At 70.2% G+C, this 26,791-nt stretch carries 31 protein-coding genes and 1 tRNA gene; 22 read left to right on the top strand and 10 right to left on the bottom strand.

What is annotated here, in order from left to right; genetic code table 11:
* Positions 1-28: 28 nt before the first annotated feature.
* Positions 29-1,375, bottom strand: coding sequence for a nicotinate phosphoribosyltransferase (locus ALMP_RS21870; protein WP_264930829.1), 1,347 nt, complete (start codon positions 1,373-1,375; stop codon positions 29-31).
* Positions 1,376-1,382: 7 nt separating this feature from the next.
* On the opposite strand from ALMP_RS21870, the gene clpS reads away from it, so the two are divergent.
* The 8 genes from clpS to ALMP_RS21835 all read left to right on the top strand — a co-directional run bounded on the left by clpS (position 1,383) and on the right by ALMP_RS21835 (position 6,543).
* Entirely contained in the window at positions 1,383-1,748 is a 366-nt protein-coding gene (clpS, locus tag ALMP_RS21865) for an ATP-dependent Clp protease adapter ClpS (protein ID WP_264930976.1), read from the top strand.
* Positions 1,749-1,759: 11 nt separating this feature from the next.
* Complete coding sequence (locus ALMP_RS21860; RefSeq protein WP_264930828.1) at positions 1,760-2,362, top strand: DUF2017 domain-containing protein; 603 nt, start codon at positions 1,760-1,762, stop codon at positions 2,360-2,362.
* 422 nt (positions 2,363-2,784) lie between these two features.
* Positions 2,785-4,209, top strand: coding sequence for an amino acid permease (locus tag ALMP_RS21855; protein WP_264930827.1), 1,425 nt, complete (start codon positions 2,785-2,787; stop codon positions 4,207-4,209).
* A gap of 130 nt (positions 4,210-4,339) precedes the next feature.
* Positions 4,340-4,762, top strand: coding sequence for a M67 family metallopeptidase (locus ALMP_RS21850; protein WP_264930826.1), 423 nt, complete (start codon positions 4,340-4,342; stop codon positions 4,760-4,762).
* A gap of 112 nt (positions 4,763-4,874) precedes the next feature.
* Positions 4,875-5,024 (top strand): hypothetical protein, encoded by a 150-nt coding sequence (locus tag ALMP_RS21845; RefSeq protein WP_264930824.1) that lies wholly within the window; start codon positions 4,875-4,877, stop codon positions 5,022-5,024.
* Between the two features lie 87 nt (positions 5,025-5,111).
* A complete protein-coding gene (locus tag ALMP_RS44420) occupies positions 5,112-5,207 on the top strand; it encodes a putative leader peptide (protein WP_375803514.1) in 96 nt (31 codons plus the stop codon).
* Positions 5,208-5,297: 90 nt separating this feature from the next.
* Complete coding sequence (locus tag ALMP_RS21840; RefSeq protein ID WP_264930822.1) at positions 5,298-5,576, top strand: MoaD/ThiS family protein; 279 nt, start codon at positions 5,298-5,300, stop codon at positions 5,574-5,576.
* A gap of 16 nt (positions 5,577-5,592) precedes the next feature.
* On the top strand, positions 5,593-6,543 hold the full coding sequence (locus tag ALMP_RS21835; protein ID WP_264930819.1) for a PLP-dependent cysteine synthase family protein: 951 nt from the start codon (positions 5,593-5,595) through the stop codon (positions 6,541-6,543).
* A gap of 48 nt (positions 6,544-6,591) precedes the next feature.
* Here the strand turns inward: ALMP_RS21835 and ALMP_RS21830 are convergent, their stop codons facing one another.
* Positions 6,592-7,050, bottom strand: a complete 459-nt coding sequence (locus tag ALMP_RS21830) for a type II toxin-antitoxin system PemK/MazF family toxin (protein ID WP_264930817.1) — start codon at positions 7,048-7,050, stop codon at positions 6,592-6,594.
* A gap of 260 nt (positions 7,051-7,310) precedes the next feature.
* Here ALMP_RS21830 and ALMP_RS21825 point away from each other — a divergent pair, with 260 nt between their 5' ends.
* Positions 7,311-8,063: an MBL fold metallo-hydrolase gene (locus ALMP_RS21825; protein ID WP_264930816.1), complete on the top strand. Its 753-nt coding sequence runs from the start codon at positions 7,311-7,313 to the stop codon at positions 8,061-8,063.
* Between the two features lie 67 nt (positions 8,064-8,130).
* Here the strand turns inward: ALMP_RS21825 and ALMP_RS21820 are convergent, their stop codons facing one another.
* Both ALMP_RS21820 and ALMP_RS21815 read right to left on the bottom strand, forming a co-directional pair.
* Complete coding sequence (locus tag ALMP_RS21820) at positions 8,131-9,384, bottom strand: PTS transporter subunit EIIC (protein WP_264930815.1); 1,254 nt, start codon at positions 9,382-9,384, stop codon at positions 8,131-8,133.
* 164 nt (positions 9,385-9,548) lie between these two features.
* Entirely contained in the window at positions 9,549-10,859 is a 1,311-nt protein-coding gene (locus tag ALMP_RS21815) for a PTS transporter subunit EIIC (protein WP_264930814.1), read from the bottom strand.
* On the opposite strand from ALMP_RS21815, the gene ALMP_RS21810 reads away from it, so the two are divergent.
* From ALMP_RS21810 to rdgB, 4 genes are all read left to right on the top strand, one after another.
* On the top strand, positions 10,858-11,247 hold the full coding sequence (locus tag ALMP_RS21810; protein WP_309299516.1) for a PTS glucose/sucrose transporter subunit IIB: 390 nt from the start codon (positions 10,858-10,860) through the stop codon (positions 11,245-11,247). The genes ALMP_RS21815 and ALMP_RS21810 overlap by 2 nt on opposite strands.
* Positions 11,248-11,326: 79 nt before the next feature.
* On the top strand, positions 11,327-12,064 hold the full coding sequence (rph, locus tag ALMP_RS21805) for a ribonuclease PH (protein ID WP_264930812.1): 738 nt from the start codon (positions 11,327-11,329) through the stop codon (positions 12,062-12,064).
* A 134-nt stretch (positions 12,065-12,198) separates the two neighbouring features.
* Positions 12,199-12,609, top strand: coding sequence for a hypothetical protein (locus ALMP_RS21800; RefSeq protein WP_264930811.1), 411 nt, complete (start codon positions 12,199-12,201; stop codon positions 12,607-12,609).
* A 34-nt stretch (positions 12,610-12,643) separates the two neighbouring features.
* Positions 12,644-13,246 (top strand): RdgB/HAM1 family non-canonical purine NTP pyrophosphatase, encoded by a 603-nt coding sequence (gene rdgB, locus ALMP_RS21795; RefSeq protein WP_264930810.1) that lies wholly within the window; start codon positions 12,644-12,646, stop codon positions 13,244-13,246.
* A gap of 40 nt (positions 13,247-13,286) precedes the next feature.
* Here rdgB and ALMP_RS21790 read toward each other — a convergent pair.
* The 4 genes from ALMP_RS21790 to bcp form a co-directional block, all read right to left on the bottom strand.
* Positions 13,287-13,361 (bottom strand) — tRNA-Leu (locus ALMP_RS21790).
* 15 nt (positions 13,362-13,376) lie between these two features.
* Complete coding sequence (locus tag ALMP_RS21785; protein WP_264930809.1) at positions 13,377-13,901, bottom strand: HNH endonuclease signature motif containing protein; 525 nt, start codon at positions 13,899-13,901, stop codon at positions 13,377-13,379.
* The gene (locus ALMP_RS21780) at positions 13,898-14,560 is read right to left on the bottom strand and encodes an HNH endonuclease signature motif containing protein (protein WP_264930807.1); all 663 of its coding nucleotides are present in this window, start codon (positions 14,558-14,560) and stop codon (positions 13,898-13,900) included. Before ALMP_RS21780 ends, ALMP_RS21785 begins: the two co-directional genes overlap by 4 nt.
* A 134-nt stretch (positions 14,561-14,694) precedes the next feature.
* The gene (gene bcp, locus ALMP_RS21775) at positions 14,695-15,162 is read right to left on the bottom strand and encodes a thioredoxin-dependent thiol peroxidase (RefSeq protein WP_264930806.1); all 468 of its coding nucleotides are present in this window, start codon (positions 15,160-15,162) and stop codon (positions 14,695-14,697) included.
* 99 nt (positions 15,163-15,261) lie between these two features.
* On the opposite strand from bcp, the gene ALMP_RS21770 reads away from it, so the two are divergent.
* The 3 genes from ALMP_RS21770 (at position 15,262) to ALMP_RS21760 (ending at position 16,208) form a co-directional block, all read left to right on the top strand.
* On the top strand, positions 15,262-15,591 hold the full coding sequence (locus tag ALMP_RS21770; protein ID WP_264930805.1) for a DUF3618 domain-containing protein: 330 nt from the start codon (positions 15,262-15,264) through the stop codon (positions 15,589-15,591).
* A gap of 89 nt (positions 15,592-15,680) precedes the next feature.
* On the top strand, positions 15,681-15,983 hold the full coding sequence (locus tag ALMP_RS21765; protein WP_205615585.1) for a co-chaperone GroES: 303 nt from the start codon (positions 15,681-15,683) through the stop codon (positions 15,981-15,983).
* A gap of 63 nt (positions 15,984-16,046) precedes the next feature.
* A complete protein-coding gene (locus ALMP_RS21760; protein WP_264931002.1) occupies positions 16,047-16,208 on the top strand; it encodes a hypothetical protein in 162 nt (53 codons plus the stop codon).
* On the opposite strand, the gene ALMP_RS21755 is transcribed toward ALMP_RS21760, so the two are convergent.
* Positions 16,202-18,610 (bottom strand): transglycosylase domain-containing protein, encoded by a 2,409-nt coding sequence (locus tag ALMP_RS21755; protein ID WP_264930804.1) that lies wholly within the window; start codon positions 18,608-18,610, stop codon positions 16,202-16,204. The two genes, ALMP_RS21760 and ALMP_RS21755, sit on opposite strands and share 7 nt — an antisense overlap.
* A gap of 270 nt (positions 18,611-18,880) precedes the next feature.
* Here ALMP_RS21755 and ALMP_RS21750 point away from each other — a divergent pair, with 270 nt between their 5' ends.
* The 4 genes from ALMP_RS21750 (at position 18,881) to ALMP_RS21735 (ending at position 22,276) form a co-directional block, all read left to right on the top strand.
* On the top strand, positions 18,881-19,681 hold the full coding sequence (locus tag ALMP_RS21750) for an ABC-2 family transporter protein (protein WP_264930802.1): 801 nt from the start codon (positions 18,881-18,883) through the stop codon (positions 19,679-19,681).
* A 46-nt stretch (positions 19,682-19,727) separates the two neighbouring features.
* Entirely contained in the window at positions 19,728-20,492 is a 765-nt protein-coding gene (locus tag ALMP_RS21745) for an ABC transporter permease (RefSeq protein WP_309299518.1), read from the top strand.
* Between the two features lie 5 nt (positions 20,493-20,497).
* On the top strand, positions 20,498-21,478 hold the full coding sequence (locus ALMP_RS21740) for an ATP-binding cassette domain-containing protein (protein WP_264930972.1): 981 nt from the start codon (positions 20,498-20,500) through the stop codon (positions 21,476-21,478).
* Positions 21,479-21,556: 78 nt separating this feature from the next.
* A complete protein-coding gene (locus tag ALMP_RS21735) occupies positions 21,557-22,276 on the top strand; it encodes a DUF1707 domain-containing protein (protein ID WP_264930798.1) in 720 nt (239 codons plus the stop codon).
* Between the two features lie 60 nt (positions 22,277-22,336).
* On the opposite strand, the gene ALMP_RS21730 is transcribed toward ALMP_RS21735, so the two are convergent.
* Positions 22,337-23,683: an SGNH/GDSL hydrolase family protein gene (locus ALMP_RS21730; RefSeq protein ID WP_264930796.1), complete on the bottom strand. Its 1,347-nt coding sequence runs from the start codon at positions 23,681-23,683 to the stop codon at positions 22,337-22,339.
* Positions 23,684-23,860: 177 nt separating this feature from the next.
* On the opposite strand from ALMP_RS21730, the gene ALMP_RS21725 reads away from it, so the two are divergent.
* Together ALMP_RS21725 and ALMP_RS21720 are read left to right on the top strand one after the other, a co-directional pair.
* On the top strand, positions 23,861-25,171 hold the full coding sequence (locus tag ALMP_RS21725) for a DUF445 domain-containing protein (protein ID WP_264930795.1): 1,311 nt from the start codon (positions 23,861-23,863) through the stop codon (positions 25,169-25,171).
* 52 nt (positions 25,172-25,223) lie between these two features.
* On the top strand, positions 25,224-26,771 hold the full coding sequence (locus ALMP_RS21720) for an MFS transporter (RefSeq protein ID WP_264930794.1): 1,548 nt from the start codon (positions 25,224-25,226) through the stop codon (positions 26,769-26,771).
* The last annotated feature ends 20 nt before the right edge of the window (positions 26,772-26,791 follow it).

The raw sequence follows: 26,791 nt of genomic DNA, 5'->3' as shown, positions 1-26,791 counted from the left end.
GACACCGGGTTTCTCGCCGGCGCCGGGCCTAGCTGCCCGACCGTCCCTGGAGGTACTCCGTCGGGATGACGGGTTCCCCGCGGGAGAGCTGTGTCGCGGACAGTGGGAGATTCGCTCGGGCGGCGATGTGCCGCTCGCGTACGACGTCCAGCGGCTCGCGGGCGACTATCTCACCGCCTTCGACCAGCTGGACGAGCAGCTGCCGGTCGGCCAGCTCGGCCGGGACCGCGCCCGTGCCGACGACCTCCGCCTCCGCCGCACCGTCGGCGTCCAGGCGTCGCGCGGCCCACTTGCGGCCGCCGATCGAGGTCTTGCCGCCGGAGGACTTCTTCGCCACCGGCGTGAGCGGCGCCTTGGGGTCGTCGGACTCGGCGCGGGCGACCAGCTTGTAGACCATGGCGGCCGTCGGATGCCCCGAGCCGGTCACCAGCTGGGTGCCGACGCCGTACGCGTCCACCGGCGCGGCGGCCAGCGAGGCGATGGCGTACTCGTCGAGGTCGGAGGTCACGATGATCCTGGTGGCGGTCGCGCCCAGCTCGTCGAGCTGCTGGCGCACCCGGTGCGCGACCAGCAGCAGGTCGCCGGAGTCGATGCGAACCGCGCCCAGCTCGGTCCCGGCCACCTCCACGGCCGTACGGACGGCCTCGGCGACGTCGTAGGTGTCCACCAGCAGCGTGGTGCCGCCGCCCAGCGAGTTCACCTGCGCCTGGAAGGCATCGCGCTCGGTGTCGTGCAGCAGGGTGAAGGCGTGGGCGCTCGTGCCCACGGTGGGGATGCCGTAGCGGAAGCCGGCCGCGAGGTCGGAGGTGGTGGTGAAGCCGCCGACGTACGCGGCGCGGGAGGCGGCGACGGCGGCCAGCTCGTGGGTGCGGCGGGCGCCCATCTCGATCAGCGGGCGCGTCCCGGCGGCGGAGGCCATCCGGGAGGCGGCGGCCGCGATCGCCGAGTCGTGGTTGAGGATGGACAGGATCACGGTCTCCAGCAGCACGCACTCGGCGAAGGTGCCCTCGACCCGCATGATCGGCGAGCCCGGGAAGTACACCTCGCCCTCCGGGTAGCCCCAGATGTCACCCGAGAAGCGGTACGCGGCCAGCCAATCCAGAGTCTGCTCGTCGACGATCTTCCGCTCGCGCAGGAAGCCCAGCACACCCGCGTCGAAACGGAAGTTCTCCACGGCGTCCAGGACTCGCCCGGTGCCCGCCACCACTCCGTAGCGCCGCCCCTCCGGCAGCCGCCGGGTGAAGACCTCGAACACGCTGCGCCGCCCGGCGGTGCCCGCCTTCAACGCGGCCTGCAGCATCGTCAACTCGTACTGGTCCGTGAAGAGTGCCGTCGAGGGAACATCCACCGGCAGCCCAAGGTCCGCTGTGTTCATGGCAAGCATGGTACCCCCATTTCGTCAGTGTGACGATTTCCGTGACGCGTGGCAGCATGGCCATGTGACGTCACCCGCTCCCCTTGAGATCGAACGCACCGAGTCGGCGGAGGAGGTCTTCGCCGTACCCGAGCCGGACGTCCCCTGGGTCACGATCGTCCACAACGACCCGGTCAACCTGATGAGCTACGTGACGTACGTCTTCCAGACGTACTTCGGCTACTCCAAGGACAAGGCCACCAAGCTCATGCTCGACGTCCACCACAAGGGTCGCGCGGTCGTCTCCAGCGGTACCCGCGAGGAGATGGAACGCGACGTGCAGGCGATGCACGGCTACGGCCTGTGGGCCACCCTCCAGCAGGATCGGAAGTAGTCACCCCACTGATGCCCGGACACTTCGAACCGCTCCCCGGCGGCGGCGCGGCCGTCGCGCTCGACACCGTCGAGATCTCCATCATCCGGTCGCTGGCCGTCCAGCTCCTGGAGCTGATCGGCCCGGGCCCCGCCGAGGAGGCGCCCGACGACCCGCTCGCCGAGCTGTTCGCCGAGGGGCCGAGCGAACCGCCCGCCGACCCGGTCCTCAAGCGGCTCTTCCCCGACGCCTACACCGACCCGGAGGCCACCCCCGGGCCCCGGGAGGCCGAGCAGCGGCGGGCGCACTCCGCCGAGTTCCGCCGCTACACGGAGAACGACCTGCGGGCCGGCAAGCGCGACAACGCCCTCGCGGTGGTGCGCTCGCTGGACGCGCTGACCCCGGCGGGCGAGGAGACGGTCCTGCTGGAGCTGTCGCCCGAGCAGTCCCGTCAGTGGCTCGGCGCGCTCAACGACCTGCGCCTGGCGATCGGCTCCCGGCTGGAGATCACCGAGGAGGAGGACACCGACCTCCTCTACCGGCTGCCCGACGAGGACCCGCGCAAGCCGATGGTGATGGCCTACCTGTGGCTGGGCGGACTCCAGGAGACCCTCGTCACCACTCTTATGCCCTGAGGCGCGAGAGGGCCCTTTGCGCTCCGAGGTGTGAAGGGCCCTTCCGCTCCGAGGCGTGAGGGGCTTTCCCGCCCGACGTGTGAAGGTTTCGTGTTCGCTCAGCGGACGCTCAAATCCGGATAACGATCGCGTCACCGGTGCGGCCGACTGTGTCCCTTTTGTGTCCAGTTTGGCCGCTTCTTCTTGTGTGATGCGCCACAGCGCCGCCGGGCGATCAAGATTGCGGGCGTGATAAATCTTCACGACCGCCCGGCGAACACCACCCGTATGTTCGGCCGGGTGCGCCACCGAGCCGGTTGATCGCCGGCCAGGCACGGGTGGACTCGCGCAGTCCGCCCAGCTCCAGCAGTCCGGGGGGATCGAGACCCGATCCGAGGCCGACAAGAGGCCCGGGTCGGCATGGAGAAAGGCGCACCACACATATGACCTCCGCTCAGGTCGACACGGAGAAGACCTCCGAAGAGGGATACGAGCGCGGCCTCGGCAGCCGCCAGGTCCAGATGATCGCCATCGGCGGCGCCATCGGCGTCGGCCTGTTCCTGGGTGCCGGGGCGAACATCGCCAAGGCCGGACCCAGTCTCATCTTCATGTACGCCCTCGCGGGCGTGATCATCTTCTTCATCATGCGGGCGCTCGGCGAGCTCCTGCTCTACCGGCCGGTCTCGGGTTCCTTCGCGGAGTACTCCCGCGAGTTCCTCGGCCCGTTCTTCGGCTATTTCACCGGCTGGACGTACTGGCTGATGTGGGTGGTCACCGGCATGGCCGAACTGACCGCCGCCGCGATCTACGTCAACTACTGGTTCCCGGCCATTCCCCAGTGGGTGACGGCACTCGTCTTCCTGGTGATCCTGTTCGGGGTCAACCTGATCTCCGTGAAGCTCTTCGGCGAGCTGGAGTTCTGGTTCTCCATGGTCAAGGTCACCGCCCTGATCGGCATGATCGTCATCGGTCTCGGTGTCCTCACCTTCGGCTTCAGCTCCGCCGGTGACACCGCCGCCGTCTCCAACCTGTGGGCCTTCGACGGCTTCTTCCCCAAGGGCATCGGCTCCTCCCTGATGACCCTCCAGGGCGTCATGTTCGCCTACCTCGCCGTCGAGCTGGTCGGTGTCACGGCCGGCGAGTCCGAGGACCCGGAGAAGACCCTCCCCAAGGCCATCAACACCCTCCCGTGGCGGATCGCGCTCTTCTACGTCGGCGCGCTCACCGTCATCCTCTGCGTGGTGAAGTGGACCGAGTTCGCGTCGGGCGTGAGCCCCTTCGTCGCCGCCTTCGCCAAGATCGGCATCCCGGCGGGCGCCGGCATCGTCAACTTCGTCGTGCTCACCGCGGCCCTGTCCTCCTGCAACTCCGGCATGTACTCCACCGGCCGCATGCTGCGGAACCTGGCCGACAGCGGTGAGGCCCCGGCGGCCTTCAAGAAGCTGTCGTCGACCAAGACGCCCGCCTTCGGCATCCTCGTCTCCGTCTGCTTCATGGGCATCGGCGTGGTCCTGAACTACGTCGTTCCGGAGAAGGCCTTCGGCTACGTCACCTCCGTCGCCACCGCCGCCGGCATCTGGACCTGGCTGATGATCCTGATCAGCCACGTCCTCTACCGCCGCGCGGTCGACGCGGGCCGCCTGCCCGCCTCCTCCTTCCCGGCGCCCGGCGGCGCGGTGTGCTCCTACATCGCCATCGCGTTCCTGCTTTTCGTCACGGGCCTCATCGCCTACGACGCCGACTCCCGCGTCTGCCTGTACGTGATGGCCGGCTGGGCCGCCGCCCTCGGCATCGGCTGGGCCGTGCTGAAGTCCCGCCACCCCGAGGTCACCCAGCGCCGTCAGTCGGAGCTGGAGAAGGTGGGCTGACCCCCCAGGACGTCCAGCCGTAGGGAGCTCTCGTGGCGCCCCCTCCGGCTGCCGCTCAGGACGTCCGGCATGTGGGCCCTTCCGTACCACCCATCGGTACGGAGGGGCCCCTCTGCTTATCCTGGCCGGCATGCTGACCATCACCCAGGACCTCGTCGACAAGATCGTCGCCCACGCGCGCAGGGACCACCCCGACGAGGCGTGCGGCGTCGTCGCGGGCCCGGCGGGCTCCGACCGCCCCGAGCGCTTCATCCCGATGCTGAACGCGGCCATGTCGCCCACGTTCTACGAATTCGACTCCGGCGACCTGCTCAAGCTCTACCGCGAGATGGACGACCGCGACGAGGAGCCGGTGGTCATCTACCACTCCCACACCGCCACCGAGGCCTACCCCTCGCGCACCGACATCTCCTACGCCAATGAGCCCGGCGCCCACTACGTCCTGGTCTCCACCGCCGACACCGACGGCGCCGGCGAGTTCCAGTTCCGCTCCTTCCGCATCGTCGAGGGCGAGGTCACGGAGGAGGAGGTCGAGATCGTCCAGGCGTACTGAAGCTCGGACGACAACTCGCCCCGACGGAGCAGGTGTTGACCCAGCGCGCCGACACCGTCGCCGTGGTGGCGGGTCCGCCGCGGGGCCGTCTCTTCCTCGACCCGTTCTTCGCGTGCCGGACGGCCCGGCGGGCTCCCCCGCGGTTGTCGACCAGGACGCGGAGGAGACGGGCCGGCCGATGGCCCGGCTGCTGTTCGAGCCCATGTCCCGGACCCCCTCCGTGGTGGTCCCGACCCGGCTGGCGCGACGACGCTCGGCCTGACCGCGGCGTCTCACTACCCGGCCGGAAAAGGTCCGTCATGTGAGATCACATTCCGGGACCCGGACCGGGAATCGATACGATGAGCCCATGGTTTTCTACGACGTGAGCGACAAGACGCCGGGCACCCTGCTCGTGGCGCGGCTGCACGTCGACCTGTGCAGGCTCGCCAGCGCCATCTGTTGACGCCCGGCCCTGCCGCCCGGCCGTGAGCCGCGGCGATCTCACACGCACGTATCCCGCGCTGCCCACACCTTCCGACAGGAGCCCTGAGCCATGGCCATCGAGGTCCGCATCCCCACCATCCTCCGCCAGTACACCGACGGCCAGAAGGCGGTGGAGGGCAGTGGTGAGACCCTCGCCGAGCTGTTCGCCGACCTCGAGACCCGGCATGCGGGCATCCAGGCCCGCATCGTGGACGAGGGCCAGCTGCGCCGCTTCGTCAACGTGTACCTGAACGACGAGGACGTCCGTTTCGTCGACGGCATCAACAGCAAGCTGACCGACGGCGACACCGTGACCATCCTGCCGGCCGTGGCCGGCGGCATGGCCTGATCGGCCACCGATCCCCATGCGTTACGACTCCCCGCTGGCCGCGGTGGGCAACACCCCTCTGGTGCGCCTGCCGCGGCTGTCGCCGTCCACCGACGTCCGCATCTGGGCGAAGCTGGAGGACCGCAACCCCACCGGCTCGGTCAAGGACCGCCCCGCCCTGCACATGATCGAGCAGGCGGAGAAGGACGGCCGCCTCACCCCCGGCTGCACCATCCTCGAGCCGACCAGTGGCAACACCGGCATCTCCCTCGCCATGGCCGCCAAGCTCAAGGGCTACCGCATGGTGTGCGTCATGCCCGAGAACACCTCGCAGGAACGCCGGGACCTGCTCGGCATGTGGGGCGCGCAGATCATCTCCTCCCCGGCCGCGGGCGGCTCCAACACCGCCGTGCGCGTCGCCAAGGAACTCGCCGCCGAGCACCCCGACTGGGTGATGCTCTACCAGTACGGCAACCCCGACAACGCGGGCGCCCACTACGCCACGACCGGCCCGGAGATCCTCGCCGACCTCCCCTCCGTCACCCACTTCGTCGCCGGCCTGGGCACCACCGGCACCCTGATGGGCGTCGGCCGCTACCTGCGCGAGCACAAGCCGGACGTCAAGATCGTCGCCGCCGAACCGCGCTACGACGACCTGGTGTACGGCCTGCGCAACCTCGACGAGGGCTTCGTCCCCGAGCTGTACGACGCCTCCGTCCTCACCACCCGCTTCTCCGTCGGCTCGGCGGACGCCGTGACCCGCACCCGCGAGCTGCTCCAGCAGGAGGGCATCTTCGCGGGCGTCTCCACCGGCGCCGCGCTGCACGCCGCGATCGGCGTCGGCAAGAAGGCGCTCAAGGCGGGCGAGAGCGCCGACATCGTCTTCGTCGTGGCCGACGGTGGCTGGAAATACCTCTCGACGGGCGTCTACACCGCCGCGACGACGGAAGAGGCCATCGAGACGCTCCAGGGCCAGCTCTGGGCGTAGGCCCCCTCGACGAGGCCTCGGGCCTTCCGGGCCCCGGGCCTCGGGCCGTCAGGCGGTCAGGTGACGGACCTGGTCCCACAGGACCGGGTCCACCACTCCCACCCGGCGCCGGAAGTCACCCACCCGGACCTGCCGCACCTCGTCCGTCTCCAGGAAGCTCGGCCGCCCCCGCGCGTCCCCGACGGCGCCCGGCGGCAGCGCGATCACCCCGGGCCGCTCGTCGCGGTACCTGCTGGTGATCTTCGCGACGGTCACCCGGTCCCCGCGCACCATCAGCACCAGACACGGCCGGTCCTTCGCGCCCGGACCGTCCTCGAACGGCACGTTCGCCCACCAGATCTCCGCCGGCCGCGGCCGCCCCGCCGCCCCGCGACCGCGCGTCGGCCGCCCGGGCGGCCGCATCCTGCGCCCCCGCGGACGCCGGCCCCGTCCCCAGCCGTCGACGAGCGTCGCGACGAGCGCGAGCAGTACCACCGCCGCGAGCGCCGGCCACCAGGACGTGTCCATGCTGACGACGTTACCGGCGCGCGTCCGACCATGCGCGCCCTTGCGCGCGCTACACGCGCCCCGCGTCCAGCCGAACCGGTGACACCACAGGTGAGTTCGCCCACAACAGCCCTTGGCGGAGGAGCGACCGAAGGTTTTGCGCCTTACGCTCGACGGACCGCACGACCCCCGTCGCCCCTAGACCGACCGTTCGTTCCAGGATCTTTCCCGGTGTTCCGTATTCCTCATTCCTCGGTTCCCGCCAGCGGAGGTTTCTCTTCATGAAGCTCACCGTCGTCGGCTGCTCGGGGTCGTTCCCGTCCGCGGAATCGGCCTGCTCGAGCTACCTCGTCGAGGCCGACGGCTTCCGGCTGCTCCTCGACATGGGCAACGGCGCCCTGGGCGAGCTGCAGCGCCACTGCGGTCTCTACGACCTCGACGCGATCTTCCTGAGCCATCTGCACGCCGACCACTGCATCGACATGTGCGCGTACTTCGTGGCGCGCTACTACCGGCACGACGGCGGACGCTGCGCCCCCCTCCCGGTCTACGGGCCGGAGGGCACCGAGCACCGCCTCACCACGGCCTACGCCGACACCCCTTCGGCCTCCTCCATGAGCGAGGTCTTCGACTTCCACACGGTCAAGCCCTCCACCTTCGACATCGGCCCGTTCACGGTGCACACGGAACGCGTGGCCCATCCGGTGGAGGCGTACGGCATCCGCGTCGAGCACGGCGGCAGGACCCTGACGTACTCCGGCGACACCGGCGTCAGCCCGGCCCTCGACGAACTCGCCCGCGACGCCGACCTGTTCCTGTGCGAGGCCGCCTTCACGCACGGCAAGGAGAACATCCCCGACCTGCACCTCAACGGCCGCGAGGCGGGGGAGACGGCGGCCCGGGCGAACGCCCGCCGCCTGGTCCTCACCCACATCCCCCCGTGGACCGACCCGCAGGTCAACCTCGCGGACGCGCGCGCGGTGTACGACGGGCCGGTGGAGCTGGCCGCGCCGCGGAAGACGTACGAGATCTGATCCTCATGACGAAGGCCCCCGGAGCGGTTCAGGGCTCCGGGGGCCTTTCGCGTGCCTCGCGAGAGGCTCACGCCTTGGTGAGGTCCTCGACCTCTTCCTCGGGCTCGCGGCCCGGGGTGGCCAGATCGAACCTGGTGATGGCGAAGCGGAAGACCACGTAGTAGATCGCGGCGAAGACCAGGCCGACGGGGATGATGAGCCAGGGCTTGGTGGCGAGGTTCCAGTTGAGGAAGTAGTCGATCGCGCCGGCCGAGAAGCTGAAGCCGTGGTGCACGCCCAGGGCCCAGGTGACGGCCATGGAGACGGCTGTTAGCACGGCGTGGATGACGTAGAGCAGCGGCGCGATGAACATGAACGCGAACTCGATCGGCTCGGTGATCCCGGTGACGAACGAGGTCAGCGCGAGGGAGACCATCATGCCGCCGACGGCCTTGCGGCGCTCGGGGCGGGCGGTGTGCGTGATGGCGAGGGCGGCGGCCGGGAGCGCGAACATCATGATGGGGAAGAAGCCCGTCATGAACTGACCGGCGGTCGGGTCGCCGTGGAAGAAGCGCGGCAGGTCACCGTGCCAGACGGCACCCGAGGCGTCCTTGAAGGAGCCGATCTCCTGCCAGGCCACCGTGTTGACGAACTGGTGCATGCCGACCGGCAGCAGCGCCCGGTTGATCGCGCCGAAGACGCCCGCGCCGGCCGCGCCGAGGCCGGTCATCCACTCGCCGAAGCTGGTGATCACCTCACCGATGGGCTCCCACACCAGGCCGAAGAAGACACCGACGGCGGTGCCGATGAAGGCCATCAGGATCGGCACCAGGCGGCGGCCGTTGAAGAAGCCCAGCCAGTCGGGGAGCTTGGTGCGGTGGAAGCGCTGCCAGGTCACCGCGGCTATCAGACCCATGATGATGCCGCCGAGCACCTTGGGGTCGTTGTAGGTCGCGGCGACGTCCTTGCCCTTCTGGATCTTCTCCTCGGAGATCGGGAACGCGGTCAGCACGTTCTTGTAGACGAGGAAGCCCACCAGCGCGGCGAGCGCGGTCGAGCCGTCGGCCTTCTTGGCGAAGCCGATGGCGATGCCGACGCAGAACAGCAGGGGCAGGTTGGCGAAGACGGCGTCGCCCGCGGTCATGAACACGGCCGCGACCTTGTTCCAGCCGAGGCCGTCCTTGCCGAAGACGTCGTCCTGGCCGAGCCGGAGCAGGATGCCCGCCGCCGGGAGTACGGCGATGGGCAGCTGGAGACTGCGGCCGACCTTCTGCAGGCCCTGGAACAGGCCGGATCCCCACTTCTTCGTGGGGGCCGCCGTTGGCGAGGTGGCGGTGCTCATAGACTTCCTCCATCGGGTGGTGGTCTACACCACTCAGTGGTGTAGACCATGTTGTAGCACGATGAAGGCGATATAAGTAACCCGTCAGAACTGCGACCGGAACGCTACGCTCAGCGGCCTCCCCGGCCCCTCGGGGTCTCATACCCTCGGGCCCTCGTGACCCCTCAGGCCTTGGTGACGTCCTCCCGCTCCTCCTCGGGCTCCCGCCCCGGCGTCTTCAGATCGAACCTGGTGATCGCGAAGCGGAAGATCACGTAATAGAGGAGGGCGAAGCACAGGCCGATCGGGATGATCCCCCACGGCCTGGTCGCCAGGTTCCAGTTGATGACGTAGTCGATCAGCCCCGCCGAGAAGCTGAACCCGTCGTGCACCCCGAGCGCCCAGGTCACCGCCATCGACACCCCGGTCAGCAGCGCGTGCGCCACGTACAGCAGCGGCGCCACGAACAGGAACGAGTACTCGATCGGCTCGGTGATCCCGGTGACGAACGACGTCAGCGCCACCGACAGCATCAGACCGCCGACCTCCTTGCGACGGTCCGGCCGCGCGCAGTGCGTGATGGCCAGCGCCGCCGCCGGCAGCGCGAACATCATGATCGGGAAGAAGCCCGAGGTGAACTGCCCCGCGTCCGGGTCGCCCGCCAGGAACATGTTGATATCGCCGTGCACCACCGTCCCGTCCGGCTTGGTGTAGCTGCCGAACTGGAACCAGATGGGCACGTTCAGGAACTGGTGCAGCCCCACCACCAGCAACGCCCGGTTGGCGACCCCGAAGACACCCGCGCCCCAGGCGCCCGCGTCGCTCAGCCAGTCACTGAAGTTCTCCAGCCCGTCACCGATCGGCGGCCAGACCCACAGACACAGCGCCGCGAACGCGATGGCCACGAAGGCCATGATGATCGGCACCAGCCGCCGCCCGTTGAAGAACCCCAGCCAGTCGACCAGCCGGGTGCGGTGGAAACGCTGCCAGAACCAGGCCGCCAGCAGCCCCATCACGATCCCGCCGAAGACCCCCGGGTTCTGATAGGTGAACACCGTCACCGTGCCGTCGGCCGCGGCCTGGCAGCCGATGGTGGGAACGGCCCGTGACCCCCCGGGACAGTCCTCCGGGAACTGGCGCAACACGGTGTAGTAGACGAGGAAACCCGTCACCGCCGCGAGCGCCGTCGAGCCGTCCGCCTTCTTCGCCATGCCGATGGCCACACCCACACAGAACAGCAGCGGCAGCCCCAACTGCCCGTCGAGCAGGGCGCCGCCCGCGCCCGTCATCACCTTGGAGACGTTCGTCCAGCCCAGCCCGTCGTCCCCGAACACGTCCGGCTGGCCGAGCCGGTTGAGGATGCCGGCGGCCGGCAGCACCGCGATCGGCAGTTGCAGACTGCGGCCCATCTTCTGCAACGCCTGGAACAGCCTGTTCCAGCGGGCGCGCGCCGGACCGACCGCGGCGTCGGCGTTCCGGGCCCTCTCGGAACTCATGGTTTGGCGACCGCCTGTCAGGTGGTGTAGACCAGCTACGGACGATTTCGTTGCTGTGACGTCATCTTTCGGTACATCCAGCGCGATCGCTCGCAAAGTTGAGCCAACTGTGGGTTACTGCGACAAAGCGGTAAGGGAATTCAGGGAGAAGGCCATGGCCAGCAAGGCTGAGAAGATCGTCGCCGGACTCGGTGGCATCGACAACATCGAGGAGATCGAGGGCTGCATCACGCGACTGCGCACCGAGGTCTCCGACCCCTCGCTGGTCGACGAGACCGCGCTCAAGGCCGCCGGCGCCCACGGCGTCGTCAAGATGGGCACCGCCGTCCAGGTCGTCATCGGCACCGACGCCGACCCGATCGCCGCGGAGATCGAAGACATGATGTGAGCCCACGCTCACCGCACGCGAGGGGCCCCTCCCCACCGGGGGAGGAGCCCCTTCCGCATCTCCGGCTAGGCTCGGCGCCATGTCTCGCATCGACGGCCGTACCCCCGAACAACTCCGCCCCGTCACCCTGGAACGCGGCTGGAGCAAGCACGCCGAGGGCTCCGTCCTCGTCTCCTTCGGCGACACCAAGGTCTTCTGCACGGCCTCCGTCACCGAAGGCGTCCCCCGCTGGCGCAAAGGCAGCGGCGAGGGCTGGGTCACCGCCGAGTACTCCATGCTGCCCCGCGCCACCAACACCCGCGGCGACCGCGAGTCCGTCCGCGGCAAGATCGGCGGCCGCACCCACGAGATCAGCCGCCTCATCGGCCGCTCCCTGCGCGCCGTGATCGACTACAAGGCCCTCGGCGAGAACACCGTCGTCCTGGACTGCGACGTCCTCCAGGCCGACGGCGGCACCCGCACCGCCGCCATCACCGGCGCGTACGTCGCCCTCGCCGACGCGATCACCTGGGCCCAGGGCAAGAAGCTCATCAAGGCCGGCCGCCAGCCGCTGACCGGCACGGTGAGCGCCGTCTCCGTCGGCATCGTCCGCGGCGTCCCGCTCCTCGACCTCTGCTACGAGGAGGACGTCCGCGCCGACACCGACATGAACGTCGTCTGCACCGGCGACGGCCGTTTCGTCGAGGTCCAGGGCACCGCCGAGGCCGAGCCGTTCGCCCGCGAGGAACTCAACTCCCTGCTCGACCTGGCCGTTTCGGGCTGCACACAATTGGCCGCCCTCCAGCGCGCGGCTCTTGATACGGTCCTGGAAAAGTAAAGAGCGTCCCAAAGACGGCCGCCGCGCGCGGCAACCCCGCCGCCCGCGACGGCGTCTTGGGCAGTACACGACGGCGGCACCACGGCCGCACACACGGGGGCCCCCGGGGCCTGCACTAGGGGAGGAACACAGCCATGTCCGCGAGCCGAGTACGCCACCGGGGCCGCCGCACCGCCATCGCCGCCGCCACGGCCGCCGTGGCCCTCACCGTCGGCCTGACGACCACCGGCTGCGACGCCGTCAACAAGGCGCTCGACTGCGTCGCCACCGCCGACGCCATCGCCGACAGCGTCACCGACCTCCAGCAGGCCGTGGAGAACGCCGCGAACGACCCCACGCAGCTCGACGAGTCCCTCACCTCCATCGAGAAGAACCTCGACAAGATCGGCGACAGGACGGACGACACCGACGTCAACAAGGCGGTGGACGACCTGCGCGAGGCCGTCACCAACGTCCGCACGGCCGTCGACGGCGGCGACACCACGCCCGACCTCAGCCCGGTCACCGACGCGGCCGGCGAACTGACGAAGGTCTGCACCCCGTAAGCGGCCGGCACCGGCCCCCGCGATACTGGGGGCCATGACCCGCCTGATCCTCGCCACCCGCAACACCGGAAAGATCACCGAACTCAGGTCGATCCTCGCCGACGCGGGCCTGCCCCACGACCTCGTCGGCGCGGACGCCTACCCCGACGTCCCCGACGTCAAGGAGACCGGCGTCACCTTCGCCGAGAACGCCCTGCTCAAGGCCCACGCCCTCGCGCGGGCGACGGGCCTGCCCGCCGTCGCCGACGACTCCGGCCTCTGCGTCGACGTACTGGGCGGCGCCCCCGGAATCTTCTCGGCCCGCTGGTCCGGCCGCCACGGCGACGACAAGGCGAACCTGGAACTCCTCCTCGCCCAGCTGTCGGACATCGCCGACGAACACCGGGGCGCCCACTTCGCCTGCGCCGCCGCCCTCGCCCTGCCCGACGGCACGGAACGCGTCGTCGAGGGCCGCCTGCGCGGCGTCCTGCGCCACGCCCCCGTCGGCGTCAACGGCTTCGGCTACGACCCGATCCTCCAGCCCGAACACGAAACCCGCACCTGCGCCGAACTGACCCCCGAAGAAAAAAACGCCATCAGCCACCGCGGCAAGGCGTTCCGGTCCCTGGTACCGGTGGTACGGGACCTGCTGGGCTGAACAAGCGAAGGGACCGCCCTGGCGGACGGTCCCTTCGCTGTGGGCCCGGTGGGACTCGAACCCACGACACACCGGACCTAAACCGGCGCCCTCTTGCCAGCTGGGGTACGGGCCCGCAGCGCTGCCTACTCTACTGGGCGCCGCGGGGCACTCGTGGTCGCCGGCCGCCTCGGCACCAGGTGGTGGTCACGGCATGGCAGTTGGGGCACAGCAACCGCAGGTTCTCCCGCCGGTCGTCACTCCAGTCGCCGTTGATGTGATCGACCTCCAGGGTCAGTGGCTTGCCGAGCCACTCGGGGCCGATGCCGCACCGAGCACACTGCTCTGCCACGCCCACCTCGACAAGCGCTCGATAGAGGCGCTTGGTCGCCGTCCGGCGGGTGCCGTCGTGCCGCACCAGCACCTCATCGGGGTGCTTGGCGTTCGCGCTCGGCTTGCCTCGCCTGTTCGCCTGGCCGAGAAAGTGCGAGGTCATGATCCGTTCCTCGGCGATCCACCCGCGGAGCAGCGCACGTTGTGCACCGCTGTCGGGGCGGCCCAGACGGCGCAGCACCTCCGCGAGCGAGGTCGATCCGGCGACCGCCGTACGCAACTCCCCGGGGGTGGGGCGGGGCACCCTGCACCAGGCGCGGCGGGATCGCTTACCGCCGCTCATGAGGCGCGCTCCCGCGCACGGGCCTTGGCGCGCCCCCGATAGCTGTCCGTCGTGGAGTGGCAGTTGGGGCAGAGCAGCCGCAGGTTCTCGATCCGGTTGTTCCGCCAGTCGCCGTCGATGTGATCGACCTCCAAGGGCAGCGGCTCCCCGAGCCAGACCCCGTCGATCCCGCACAGGGCACAGCGTTCGTCGACGCCCGACTCGCGCAGCGCGCGCTTCAGACGGCTGCCCGGCACGCGCCGGGCATGAGCCGACGTGTTCTCGACGAGAATCTCCTCGGCCGTCCGGCGCCGCTGGCCGTACCGCTGCCGCTCCGTGCGGGCCACGGGCGAGAAATGCGAAGTGTCGAGCCCGTAGGCCTTGATGCGTCGGGAGATGTTCGTGTGATGGCCGCCGACCACATCGAGCCCGAGCCGCCGCAGGACTTCGTTGACGCTCGTCGAAGCCGCGACCACGGGCTCAAGAATCTCCCTGGTCCACTTGGCGCCCTCCCGCTCGAAGTGCGACACATCGACCCCGAGCTTCTTCATCCGCTCGTAGACGTACCGCCGCTTCCAGCTCTTCGGCTCCACGCCCAGACTTTCGCACGCCTCCGACAGCGTCCGAGCACTCCGGGCCGCCTCATGAAGCCGCTCCTTGGTGTAGACACCGGTCCCCATCGTCCCCTCCCTTGTTCGTCCACTCGTTCGTGATCCGTACGGAGTAACGAAGCGGGCGGTGGGTGGTCACGTGGGGGACGGGGAGCGGCCCGCGCCGGGGGGTGCCGGGGCGGGCCGCCTGGAGGGGGGAGGGCTCAGATGCCCAGGTCCTTGATGATCTTGGCTACGTGGCCCGTCGCGCGGACGTTGTACAGGGCGCGTTCGACCTTGCCCTGTTCGTCGACGACGATCGTGGAGCGGATGACGCCCAGGTACGTCTTGCCGTAGTTCTTCTTCTCGCCGAAGGCGCCGTACGCGTCGAGGACCTTCTTGTCGGGGTCGGCCAGCAGGGTGACCCGCAGGGACTCCTTGTCGCGGAACTTGGCCAGCTTCTCGGGGCTGTCCGGGGAGATGCCGATGACGTCGTACCCGGCGCCGGCCAGGACGTCGAGGTTGTCGGTGAAGTCGCAGGCCTGCTTGGTGCACCCGGGGGTGAGGGCCGCCGGGTAGAAGTAGACGATGACCTTGCGGCCCTTGCGGTCCGACAGGGACACCTCGTTGCCGTCGGCGTCGGGGAGGGTGAAGGCGGGGGCCACGTCCCCGGGCTGGAGTCGCTCGCTCATCGGTCCAGCGTAACCGGGGGTCCTGACGGTGCGGGCCCGGGCCGAGCTGACAGACTGTCCAGAACAAGCAGCAGGTATCGGCTCACCGGAGGCCCCACCGTGGCGGACACGTCGGACACCAGAACCCCGGCGCAGATCGAGGCGGACATCAGGCGCCGCCGTGAAAAGCTGGCCGAGACGCTCGACGAGATCGGGGTGCGCGTGCACCCCAGGACGATCGTCGGGGATGCCAAGGCCAAGGTCGTCGCCAACGTCGACCACACCCTCGGTAAGACCTACGTCCAGGTCAACCGGGTCGTGAGCGATGTGAAGGCGCAGTTCGTGGACGAGGAGGGCGCGCCCCGGCTGGAGCGGGTCGTGCCGGTCGCCCTGGTCGTGGTCGGGCTCGTGGGGCTGCTGGCCCTGGGTACCCGGCGTCGTAAGGACTGACCCGGCGGGGTGCCCGTCCGGCTGAGGCAGGTAGGTTCGATGGCGTGAGCGGTAACAGAAACGAGCACCACGACAAGCTTCCCATTCGGATGCTGCACGACCGTGTCCTCGTGCGGCAGGACACCAGCGAGGGCGAGCGGCGGTCCGGCGGCGGCATCCTGATCCCCGCGACGGCGGCCGTGGGCCGTCGGCTGGCGTGGGCGGAGGTCGTCGCGGTGGGGCAGAACGTACGGACCGTGGAGCCGGGCGACCGGGTCCTGTTCGACCCGGAGGACCGGGCCGAGGTGGAGGTGCGGGGCGTCGCGTACGTGCTGATGCGCGAACGCGATCTGCACGCGGTGGCCGCGGACCGCTTCGAGGGGTCCGAGGACTCGACGGGACTGTACCTCTGAATCGAAGGCGAAAAAGGGGCTGGTGACGGTGGTCACCAGCCCTTTTCGTCTTTCTTTGCTAGCTTGAAGGCACCCGACGAGACGCGCCGTACCGGGATCGGGGCGGCCGGGGCGGCGGTGGTCGGGATGGTGTGGCTGAGGGAGCCGGCCACCGCCGCGCGGATCTTCTTCGTGGTTCTGCTGCTGGTCGCCGTGGTGGGGCTCAAGGCGACCTCGGGTCACTGACCGACGGGCCTGCGGGTGGTGAGCTGTGGGCTCGTGCCGCCGCCCGGCAGGCCCGTGGTCCCGCCGTTCGAGGTGTCGCCCGTGGTGCCGCCGTCGGTCGTCTCGCCGGTCGTGCCGCCACTGGTGGTGGTGTCGCCGGTGCCGCCGCCGTCGGAGGTGCCGCCGGTGGTGCCGCCGTCGGTCGTGCCGCCCGTGCCGGTGGTGCCGCCGGTCGTCGTGGAGCCCGTGGTCCCGCCGCCGGTGGTGGTGCCGCCGTCGGTGCGGCCCTGGTTCTGGCCCGGGGACGGGGCGTCCGGCGTGCTCGTCGGGTCCTCGTCCTGGCCCTCGGTGGGCTCCTCCTCCGGCTCGGCCGACGGCGGGTACTCGATCTGGTCGGCGCCCTCCTGGAGCTGGAGGTCGAAGTCCTTGACCGGGGTGCCCTCCAGGGCCTCCTTGGTGAACTGCGCCCAGATCTGCGTGGGCGCGCCGCCGCCGTTCATACGGGGCAGGCCCAGCGCGCCGTACAGCGACTTGTGGGCGGCGGTGACCGGGTCCTGGCCCATCACGGCGACGACCGTGGCGAGGTCCGGGGTGTAGCCGGCGAACCAGGCGGCGGTGTCCTCCTCGGCGGTGCCGGTCTTGCCGGCGGCGGGGCGGCCCGCGGCCAGCGCCTCGGTCGCGGTGCCGTTCTGGACGACGCTCTGCAGGACCTTCGTGGTGGTGTCGGCGGCTTCGCGGCTGATGACCTGCGAGGACTTCTGCGCGGGCAGCTCGATGACGTCCGAGCCGTCCTTGGTGATCTTCTCGATCATGGTGTACGTGCCGTGCTTGCCGTGGTTGGCGAGCGTGGCGTACGCCTCCGCCATGTCGAGGACGCTCGCGGTGGCCACGCCCAGCGCGATCGACGGGTACGGCTGGAGCTCGGGCGTGTCGGTGGGCAGGCCCAGCTCGACCGCGGTCTGCCTGACCTTCTCGGGGCCGACGTCGACGGCCATCTGCGCGTACACCGAGTTCACCGACTTGTCGGTGGCCTCGCGCACGGTGATGTCGCCGTAGGAGACGTCGTCCTCGTTGGCCGGGTCGTAGCCGCTGCTCCAGCCCTGCACGGGGCGCTTGTTGGTGCCGTCGTAGATGGTGTTCGGGGTGATCCGGCGGCCGTCCTGGGTCTCGGAGTCGTTCTCGACGGCCGAGGTGAACACGAACGGCTTGAAGGTGGAGCCGACCTGGAAGTCCCGGCGGGTGGCGTTGTTCGTGTACTGCTTGACGTAGTCGATGCCGCCGTACATCGCGAGGACCTTGCCGGTCTTGGGGTCGACGGCGGCGCCGCCCGCGCGGACGTAGGTGTCGACCTTGCGGTTCTTCTTGTCGAGCTTGGCCATCAGCTGGTCGTTGACGGCGTCGACGAAGGCGTCCTGCTTCTTCTTCTGCAGGGTGGTGGTGATGCGGTAGCCGCCGGCGTCGAGCTGGTCCTCGTCGACCACCTTGTTCTTGATCAGGTAGTCCTTGATCGCCCGCACGATGTAGCCGCGCTGCCCGGACATGCCGGTGTCGGTGCCGCTGGTCTCGCGCGGGGTGGGGAACTTCATGCCCTCGCGCTCGGACTTCTCCAGCCAGCCCTTGGTGACCATGCCGTCCAGGACGTAGTTCCAGCGGGCCTCGGCGGCCTTCTGGTTCTCCGGGTGGGCGATGACGTCGTACTCGCTGGGGGCGTTCAGCAGCGCGGCCAGGTAGGCGCCCTGCGGGGCGGTCAGCTCGGCGGCGTCGACGCCGTAGTAGGCCTGGGCGGCGGCCTGGATGCCGTAGGCGTTGCGGCCGAAGTAGCTGGTGTTGAGGTAGCCCTCCAGGATCCGTTCCTTGGACTGCTCGCGGTCCAGCTTGATCGCGATGAAGAACTCCTTCACCTTGCGGGTGACGGTCTGCTCCTGCGCCAGGTAGTAGTTCTTCACGTACTGCTGGGTGATCGTGGAGCCGGACTGCTTGCCCTTGCCCATGGCGGTGTTCCAGCCGGCGCGGACCATCGCCTTGGGGTCGACGGCGGACTCGCTGTAGAAGTCGCGGTCCTCGGCGGCCAGTACGGCGTGCTGGGCGGCCTTGGAGATCTGCGCGAGGGTGACGTTCTCCCGGTTGACCTGGCCGTCGCGGGCGATCTCGGTGCCGTCCGCGTACAGGTAGACGTTGCTCTGCTTGGTGGCGAGGGCGTTGGCGGGCGGGATCTTCACCATGGAGTAGCCGAGGAAGAACAGCCCGACGACGATCAGCGTGCCGAGGACGAACGCGCCGAGCACCATCCGCCAGGTGGGCAGCAGTCGGCGCCATCCCGTGCGCTTGGGCCGCTTGGGCTTCTTGCCCTCGGCAGGCTCGGCCGGCCCGGGCTCCGTGGACGCCCCCTCGGACGGCTGTTGCGGCTGCGGCTGGTCGCTCATGTGCTGCTCGGACTCCTGTTTCGCGTCGTACGTTCCCGTACGTCTCGTACGCCTTCTGCGCCCCCTGTTGAAGACTCTCGCACCTGGCGTTCCGTTCCCGGCAATCGGCGCGTGTTGCGTCACGGGTCGTGACAGGGGGTGACGGTGCTCGTGTCGTCCGCCGGGCTCTGCGGGGTGCCGCGTGATCGGCGGAAAACGCGTGGCACGCGCCGGTGCCCGCGCAGTACGCTCCTGCGCTTTGGTGTCGGGCGGCCGGGGAGGACGGGTGCCGTGGGTTCGGTGCGGTTGTACGCGGCCGTGGCCGTGGGAGGTTTCAGAAGGTACGCGACGTACCGTGCGGCCACGGCCGCGGGGGTGTTCACCAACACCGTTTTCGGCCTGATCCTGGTCTACACATACCTGGCGTTGTGGGACGAGCGGCCGCACCTCGGGGGGTACGACCAGGCGCAGGCCGTCACGTACGTGTGGCTCGGTCAGGCGCTCTTCGCGACGCTGGCGTTGCAGGGCGGCGGTTTCGAGACGGAGCTGATGGAGCGCGTCCGCACCGGTGAGGTGGCCATCGACCTGTACCGGCCGGTGGACCTCCAGCTGTGGTGGCTCGCCGCCGACCTGGGGCGGTCGCTGTTCCAGCTGCTCGGGCGGGGGGTGCTCCCGTTCGTCTTCGGGATGCTGGTGTTCCCTACGGCGGTGCCGGACGATCCGCTGGTGTGGGGCGCGTTCGTGGTCGCGGTGGCGCTCGCGATGGTGGTCAGTTTCGCGATCCGCTATCTGGTGGCGCTGAGCGGGTTCTGGCTGATGGACGGCACGGGCGCGCTCCAGATGCTGATGGTGACGGGCATGTTCTGCTCGGGCATGGTGCTGCCGCTGAACGTCTTCCCGGGGGCGTTCGGCGAGGTCCTGCGCGCCCTGCCATGGGCGGCGCAGCTCCAGATGCCGGCGGACGTCCTGATGGGGGAGACGTCGGCGCTGGGCACGTACGCCTTTCAGGCGGGGTGGGCGGTGGTGTTGTTGACGGCGGGGCGGCTGGTGCAGGCGGCGGCGACCCGGCGGGTGGTGGTCCAGGGTGGGTGAGAACCGGGTCCTGGAGGGGCTGCGGGCCTATCGGCTGATCGCCGGGATGTGGATCCGCTCGACGATGGCCTATCGGCTGTCCTTCGCGATGACCGTGCTCGGCAGCCTGGTGGTGACCGGTCTGGACTTTGTCGCGATCTTGCTGATGTTCTCCCGGGTCGATGTGCTCGGCGGTTACACGCTGCCGGAGACCGCCTTTCTGTACGGCCTGGCCGGCACCGCCTTCGGCCTGGCCGACCTGGCGATCGGCTCGGCGGGCCGGCTGGGCACCCGGGTGCGTGACGGCACGCTGGACACGCTGCTGGTGCGGCCGGCGCCGGTGTTCGCGCAGGTGGCCGCGGACCGGTTCGCGCTGCGCCGGGTCGGCCGGATCACCCAGGGCGTGCTGGTGCTGGGCTACGCGCTGGTCGCGCTGGACGTCGACTGGAGTCCGTCGAAGGTGCTGCTGCTGCCGGTGATGCTGCTCAGCGGCGCGGGGATCTTCTGTGCGGTGCTGGTGGCGGGCGCCGCGTTCCAGTTCGTGACGCAGGACGCGGCCGAGGTGCAGAACGCGTTCACGTACGGCGGTCAGACGCTGTTGCAGTATCCGCCGACGGTGTTCGGCAGGGAGCTGGTGCGCGGGGTGACGTTCGTGCTGCCGTTGGCCTTCGTCAACTGGGTGCCGGCGGCCTATGTGCTGGGGCGGCCGTATCCGCTGGGGCTGCCCGGGTGGGTGGCGTTCACTCCGCCGCTGGTGGCGGCGGGGTGCTGTGCGCTCGCGGGGCTGGCGTGGCGGACGGGGCTGCGGTCGTATCGGAGTACGGGGAGTTGAGGGACATGGGCGGCGAGGGCTTCATCGAACTGGACGGCGTCGAGAAGGTCTTCGACGTGCGCAAGAAGGCCGGCTTCCTCAAGCGGGAGCGACGGCTGGTGCGGGCGGTCGACTCGATCTCCTTCAGCGTGGCGCGCGGGGAGATGGTCGGCTACATCGGGCCGAACGGCGCGGGGAAATCGACGACGATCAAGATGCTGACGGGCATCCTGACGCCGAGCGGCGGCCGGCTGCGGGTGGCCGGCATCGACCCGTCCCGGGAGCGGACGCGTCTGGCGCACCGCATCGGGGTGGTGTTCGGCCAGCGCACGACGCTGTGGTGGGACCTGCCGCTGATCGACTCCTACCGGCTGACGCACCGCATGTACCGCATCCCGGACGGCCGTTACCGGGAGAACCTCGACCGTCTGGTCGAACTGCTGGATCTGGGTGCCCTGTTGGACGTGCCGGTACGGCAGCTGTCGCTCGGCCAGCGGATGCGCGGCGACATCGCGGCGGCGCTGCTGCACGACCCGGACGTCCTCTACCTCGACGAGCCGACGATCGGCCTGGACGTCGTGTCGAAGGCGAGGGTGCGCGACTTCCTGCGCGAGCTGAACGCCGAGCGCGGCACGACGGTGCTGCTCACCACTCACGACCTCCAGGACATCGAGCAGCTCTGCTCCCGGGTGATGGTCATCGACCACGGCCGTCTGGTGTACGACGGTTCGCTCGCCGGTCTGCACGAGGCGGGCGGCGGTGAGCGGACGCTGGTGGTGGACCTGGAGCGGGAGGTCCCGCCGATCGACGTGGGGCCGGCGGCCCGGGTGGTGCGGGTGGAGGGCCCGCGGCAGTGGCTGGCCTTCCCGGCGTCGCAGTCGGCGGCGCCGCTGGTGGCGCGGATCGCGGCGGAGTACCCGCTGCTGGACCTGTCGGTGCGGGAGCCGGACATCGAGGCGGTGATCGCGAAGATGTACGCGGAGCGGGCCGGGCACGCGGCTTCCTGAGCGGCCGGGTCCTTCCGTGGCCCTGGTCCAGGGTGAATCCGTGGCCCTGGCCGAGGGTGAACTCGTAGGCTGCTGTGTATGACCGACGACGCTCTCCCCGACCTCCGCGCCTCCGACGCCGATCGTGAGCGGGTCGCCGAGGTCCTGCGGGACGCCCTCGCCGAGGGCCGGCTGGACATGGCCGAGTTCGACGAGCGCCTGGAGGCGACGTACCGGGCGCGGACGTACGGCGAGCTGACGCCGCTCACCCGGGATCTGCCGGTGCCGGGCGTCACTCCGCCGCGGCCCGGGCTGTCGCTGAGCAAGGAGCCGCGGGGCGGTGGGGGTTGGGCGGAGCGGATCGTGGGCGGCGACGGCACGTCGACGTGGGCCGCCGCGGTGATGTCGGGGTTCCAGCGCAAGGGGCGCTGGACCGTGCCCCGGCGTTTCACCTGCTTCGCCTTCTGGGGTGGCGGGGAGCTGGATCTGCGGGAGGCGAACTTCGCGGACGACGTGGTCGTGATCAACTGTGTGGCGATCATGGGTGGGGTGAACGTCGTCGTGCCGCCGGGTGTCCAGGTCGATGTGCGCGGCATCGGGGTCATGGGCGGCTTCGACGACGGGGAGACGGGTGTGCCCGGCGATCCCGGGGCGCCCCGGGTGGTGGTGACCGGGTTCGCCTTCTGGGGCGGGGTGGGTGTCGAGCGCAGGCTGACGCGGGAGGAGCGGCGGCTGGAGAAGCTGGAGAGGAAGAGGCAGCGGGAGTCGGAGAAGGCGCTGAAGCGGAGCGGGGAGAAGCGGCGCCATCTGGGGCACTGACCCGCGGTGTCCGTGCTCCGCGGGTCTTCGTGCCGTGCGCCCACGGGCTCGCCGGCGGGGCTACAGGCTCGCCGGTGGTGCTCCCTCCAGCTGTCCGAACCTGATCGTCTCCGCCATCTTCCGGTAGCCCCGGTCATTGGGGTGCAGATGGTCGCCCGAGTCGTGGTCGGGGTGGAGCCGGCGGGGGTCGTAGGGGTCGCGGAGCGCCTTGTCGAGGTCGGCGAGGTCGTCGAAGACGGTGCCGGAGCGCAGTTCCTCGTTGATCTGCCGGCGCACGGACTCACGGGCGGCGGTGTAGCCGCGGTGGCCCCGGAAGGGCATCAGTGTGGTGCCGACGACCTTGATGCCGTGGGCGTGGGCGCGGTCGACGAGGGTGCGCAGACCGGCGAGGACGGCGTCGGGGTCGGCCAGGGTCCGGTTGCGCAGGATGTCGTTGATGCCGAGGTCGATGACGACGACCTTGACGTCGGGGCGGCCGAGGACGTCCCGTTCGAAGCGTTCCAGGCCGCTGGGGCCGCCGCTGCGGGAGTCCTTGAGGACCTGGTTGCCGCTGATGCCCGCGTTGACGACGCCGTAGCGCGGCGCGTCCCGGCCGGAGGCGACGGCCGTGCGCAGCCGGTCGGACAGGACGTCGGGCCAGCGGCGGTTGGCGCCCGGGGTGGAGGTGACGCCGTCGGTGAGGGAGTCGCCGAAGGCGACGAGGGTGCCGTCGGCCTCGTCGCTGAGCACGTCCAGCGCGGTCAGGTACCGCCAGTAGGCGCTCTGCCCGGTGTACGGGGTCCCGGTCACGTCCTCGGTGTGCTCGCCGTCCGCGACGTAGCTGGTCTGCCGGGCGCGCGGGTGGAAGGTGACGGGGCCGGAGGAGGTGGGGGTGTAGGTGCTGACGAGGACGTCGGCGTCGCGCGGCACGGCGAGCGGGACGGCGTCGCTGACGGTCTGCTCGCCGGGCGGTACGACGACCGTGGTGGCGCCGCCGAAGGTGAGCCGGCGCAGGGTGTCGGGGGCGGCGACCGGGCTGTCGTCGCCGGCGGCGACGGCGAGGGTGGCGGCGGTGACGATCAGCGGGCGGGTGCCGTAGAGGTTGGAGAGGGTGACGCGGGCGCTCGTACCGCCGACGCTGGTGTGGACGACGTTGCGTACCGTGCGGCCCGCGAGGCCGTCGGTCCCGGTGCGCGGCTCGCCGCCGACGGGGGCGGCGGCCCAGGTGCCGATCCAGACTCCCGTTGAGGAAGGGGCAGCGGGGGCAGCGGGAGCGCCGGGCAGGTGGGCCGCGCGGGGCGCGGCGAGGGCGTGTGGGCCGCTGTCGCCGGCCGAGGCGTCGACCGCGACGAATATGGCGGCGGACAGGGCGACGATCATGGCGGTGATCGCGGACAGCAGGGCATAACCATGACGCTTGGCGGTCATGCGGGTGTGGTTCTCCTAGGGCGAGGGAGCGGTGGGGCTCCGGAAGGGTCGTGCAGGAGTTCACCGTCGAGCTCCCCCGTATGACAGACGTCGGGAACTCTTGTTCCGTTCCAGGAGTCGGTCAAGAAGGGAGAATGTTGGCGTGTGGGACGCGGGGGACCAGGACGGGTGGAGTGGATGGATCGTACGGAACCGGATGAAAAGGTGCGTGCTGCGGCGCGCGCGATGACCGTTTTCAGCGCGGCCGACGAGGAGCGCCGGCGCGGGGTGCGGCGGATGAAGCTCACCGCGACCGGGCTGCTGCTGTTCGTGGCCGTGGTGTACGTCCTCGCCGAGTGGGCCTCCCATCAGGGCGCCGGCGCGTGGGCGGGCTATGTGGCGGCGGCCGCCGAGGCCGGCATGGTGGGCGCCCTCGCGGACTGGTTCGCGGTGACGGCCCTCTTCCGCCACCCGCTGGGCCTGCCCATCCCGCACACGGCGATCATCCCCACGAAGAAGGACCAGCTGGGCATCTCCCTGGGTGAGTTCGTCGGCGAGAACTTCCTCTCCGAGGACGTCGTGCGGCAGCGGCTGCGCGCGGTCGGCATCGGCACCCGGCTGGGCGCCTGGCTGGCCGAGCCGGGCAACGCCGACCGGGTGACGGCGGAGCTGGCGACCGCCCTGCGGGGCGCGCTGACGGTACTGCGCGACTCCGACGTCCAGGCGGTGGTCGGGGAGGCGATCACGCGCCGGGCCGACGCCCAGGAGATCGCGCCCGGCATCGGCAAGATGCTGGAGAGAGTCGTCGCGGACGGCGGCCACAAGCGGGTCGTCGACCTGGTGGTGACCCGGGCGCACGACTGGCTGGTGCTGCACGCGGACTCCGTGATGGACGCGGTGCAGGGCGGCGCGCCCGGCTGGACGCCCCGTTTCGTCGACCGGAAGGTCGGCGAGCGGGTCTACAAGGAGCTGCTGCGGTTCTGCGCCGAGATGCGGGACATGCCCTCCCACCCGGCCCGGGGCGCCCTGGACCGGTTCCTGAGGGACTTCGCCTCCGACCTCCAGTCCGACACCGACACGCGGGCGCGGGTGGAGCGGCTCAAGGGCGAGGTGCTGGGGCGTGGCGAGGTGCAGGACCTCATCGCCTCCACCTGGACCGCCGTCCGCTCCATGATCGTCGCGGCGGCCGAGGACGAGCGCAGCGAGCTGCGGCTGCGGGTGCGGGCCGCGCTGCTGTCCCTGGGGTCCCGGATGGCCACCGAGGCCAAGGTCCAGGACAAGGTCGACAGCTGGGTCGAGGGCGCCGCGGTCCACGTCGTGACGACCTACCGCCGTGAGATCACTCTGCTCATCACGGACACGGTGGCCGGCTGGGACGCCGAGCACACCACTCGCAAGATCGAGGCGCACATCGGCCGTGACCTGCAGTTCATCCGTATCAACGGCACGGTCGTGGGGTCGTTGGCGGGGTTGGTGATCTACACGGTGACGCGGGGCATCGGGGCGTAGTCGCTCTTCGTCGGGGAACCCGGCCGAGGTTCGCTCGACGAGGAGGGAGCCCATGAGCACCGCCAGTGTTCCGGCCGAGACCGGTCGTACCGTCACCACGAGCATTCCCGCCCGCCTCGACCGGCTTCCCTGGTCGCGCTGGCACTGGACGATCGTGATCGGTCTCGGCACCGTATGGATCCTGGACGGCCTGGAGGTCACGGTCGTCGGCAACATCGCGAGCCGGCTCTCGGAGCCCGGCAGCGGACTGCCGATCACCTCCGGGCAGGTCACCGGCATCGCGGCCGCGCTCTATGTGGCGGGCGCCTGCGTAGGCGCCCTGTTCTGGGGCCGGCTGACCGACCGCTGGGGCCGTAAAAAACTGTTCATGATCACCCTCGCGGTGTACCTGGCGGCGACCGCCCTGACGGCGATCTCCTTCGACACCTGGTGGTTCCTCCTCTTCCGCTTCCTCACCGGCTTCGGCATCGGCGGCGAGTACGCGGCGATCAACTCCGCGATCGACGAGCTGATCCCCGCGGAGTACCGGGGCCGCGTCGACCTGATCATCAACGGCAGCTTCTGGCTGGGCGCGGTCGGCGGCTCGCTGCTGTCGATCGTCGCGCTGGACACGGACGTCTTCGCGGCGAACGTCGGCTGGCGGCTGACCTTCGCCCTCGGCGCCGTCCTCGCCCTGGTGATCCTGCTGGTACGGAGGCACGTCCCGGAGAGCCCGCGCTGGCTGCTGATCCACGGCCGGGACGACGAGGCCGAACGGATCGTCTCCGCCATCGAACGGGAGGTCGAGGCGGAGAAGGGCGAGCCGCTGCCGCCGGCCGAGGGTGAGATCACCATCCACCAGCGCCGCAGCGTGTCCTTCGTCGAGATCGGCCGTACGGTCTTCTCCGACTACCGCCGGCGGGCGATCCTCGGCTTCTCCCTCTTCATCGGCCAGGCCTTCCTCTACAACGCGATCACCTTCGGCTTCGGCGCGATCCTGACGACGTTCTTCGACGTGCCGAGCGGCGACACCGGCTACTACTTCGCCGTCATCGCCCTCGGCAACTTCTGCGGTCCGCTGCTGCTGGGCAAGCTGTTCGACACGGTCGGCCGAAGGGTGATGATCTCGTCGACGTACCTGCTCTCCGGTCTGCTGCTGTTCGGCACGGCCTGGCTGTTCGACCGGGGCTCGCTGAGCGCGGCCACCCTGACGGCCTGCTGGTGCGCGGTGCTGTTCTTCGCGTCGGCGGGCGCCTCCAGCGCCTACCTCACGGTCTCCGAGGTCTTCCCGATGGAGACCCGCGCGATGTCCATCGCCTTCTTCTACGCCCTCGGCACCGCCGCGGGCGGCATCAGCGGACCGCTGCTGTTCGCCGACCTCACCGGCACGGGCCGGGTCGGCGACACGGTCCTCGCTTTCCAGATCGGCGCCACGCTGATGTGCGCGGCCGGGCTGGTCGCCGCCCTCCTCGCGGTACGCGCCGAACGCCGTTCCCTGGAGGACATCGCCAAGCCCCTGACGGCGGCGGCGACGGCGGCCCGCACGAAGGCCCGCGCGGGCAGCGCCCGGGAGGACCAGGGCCCCGGCAACCCCCAGGGGCCGAGGACGGCCACGGCGTGACGCGGCCGGCGGGCCGGGCC

The organism is Streptomyces sp. A012304 (genome assembly GCF_026008495.1).
GTDB lineage: Bacteria > Actinomycetota > Actinomycetes > Streptomycetales > Streptomycetaceae > Streptomyces.
The sequence above is the reverse complement of the archived record's forward strand: the minus strand, read 5'-3'. Positions and strand labels throughout refer to the sequence as shown.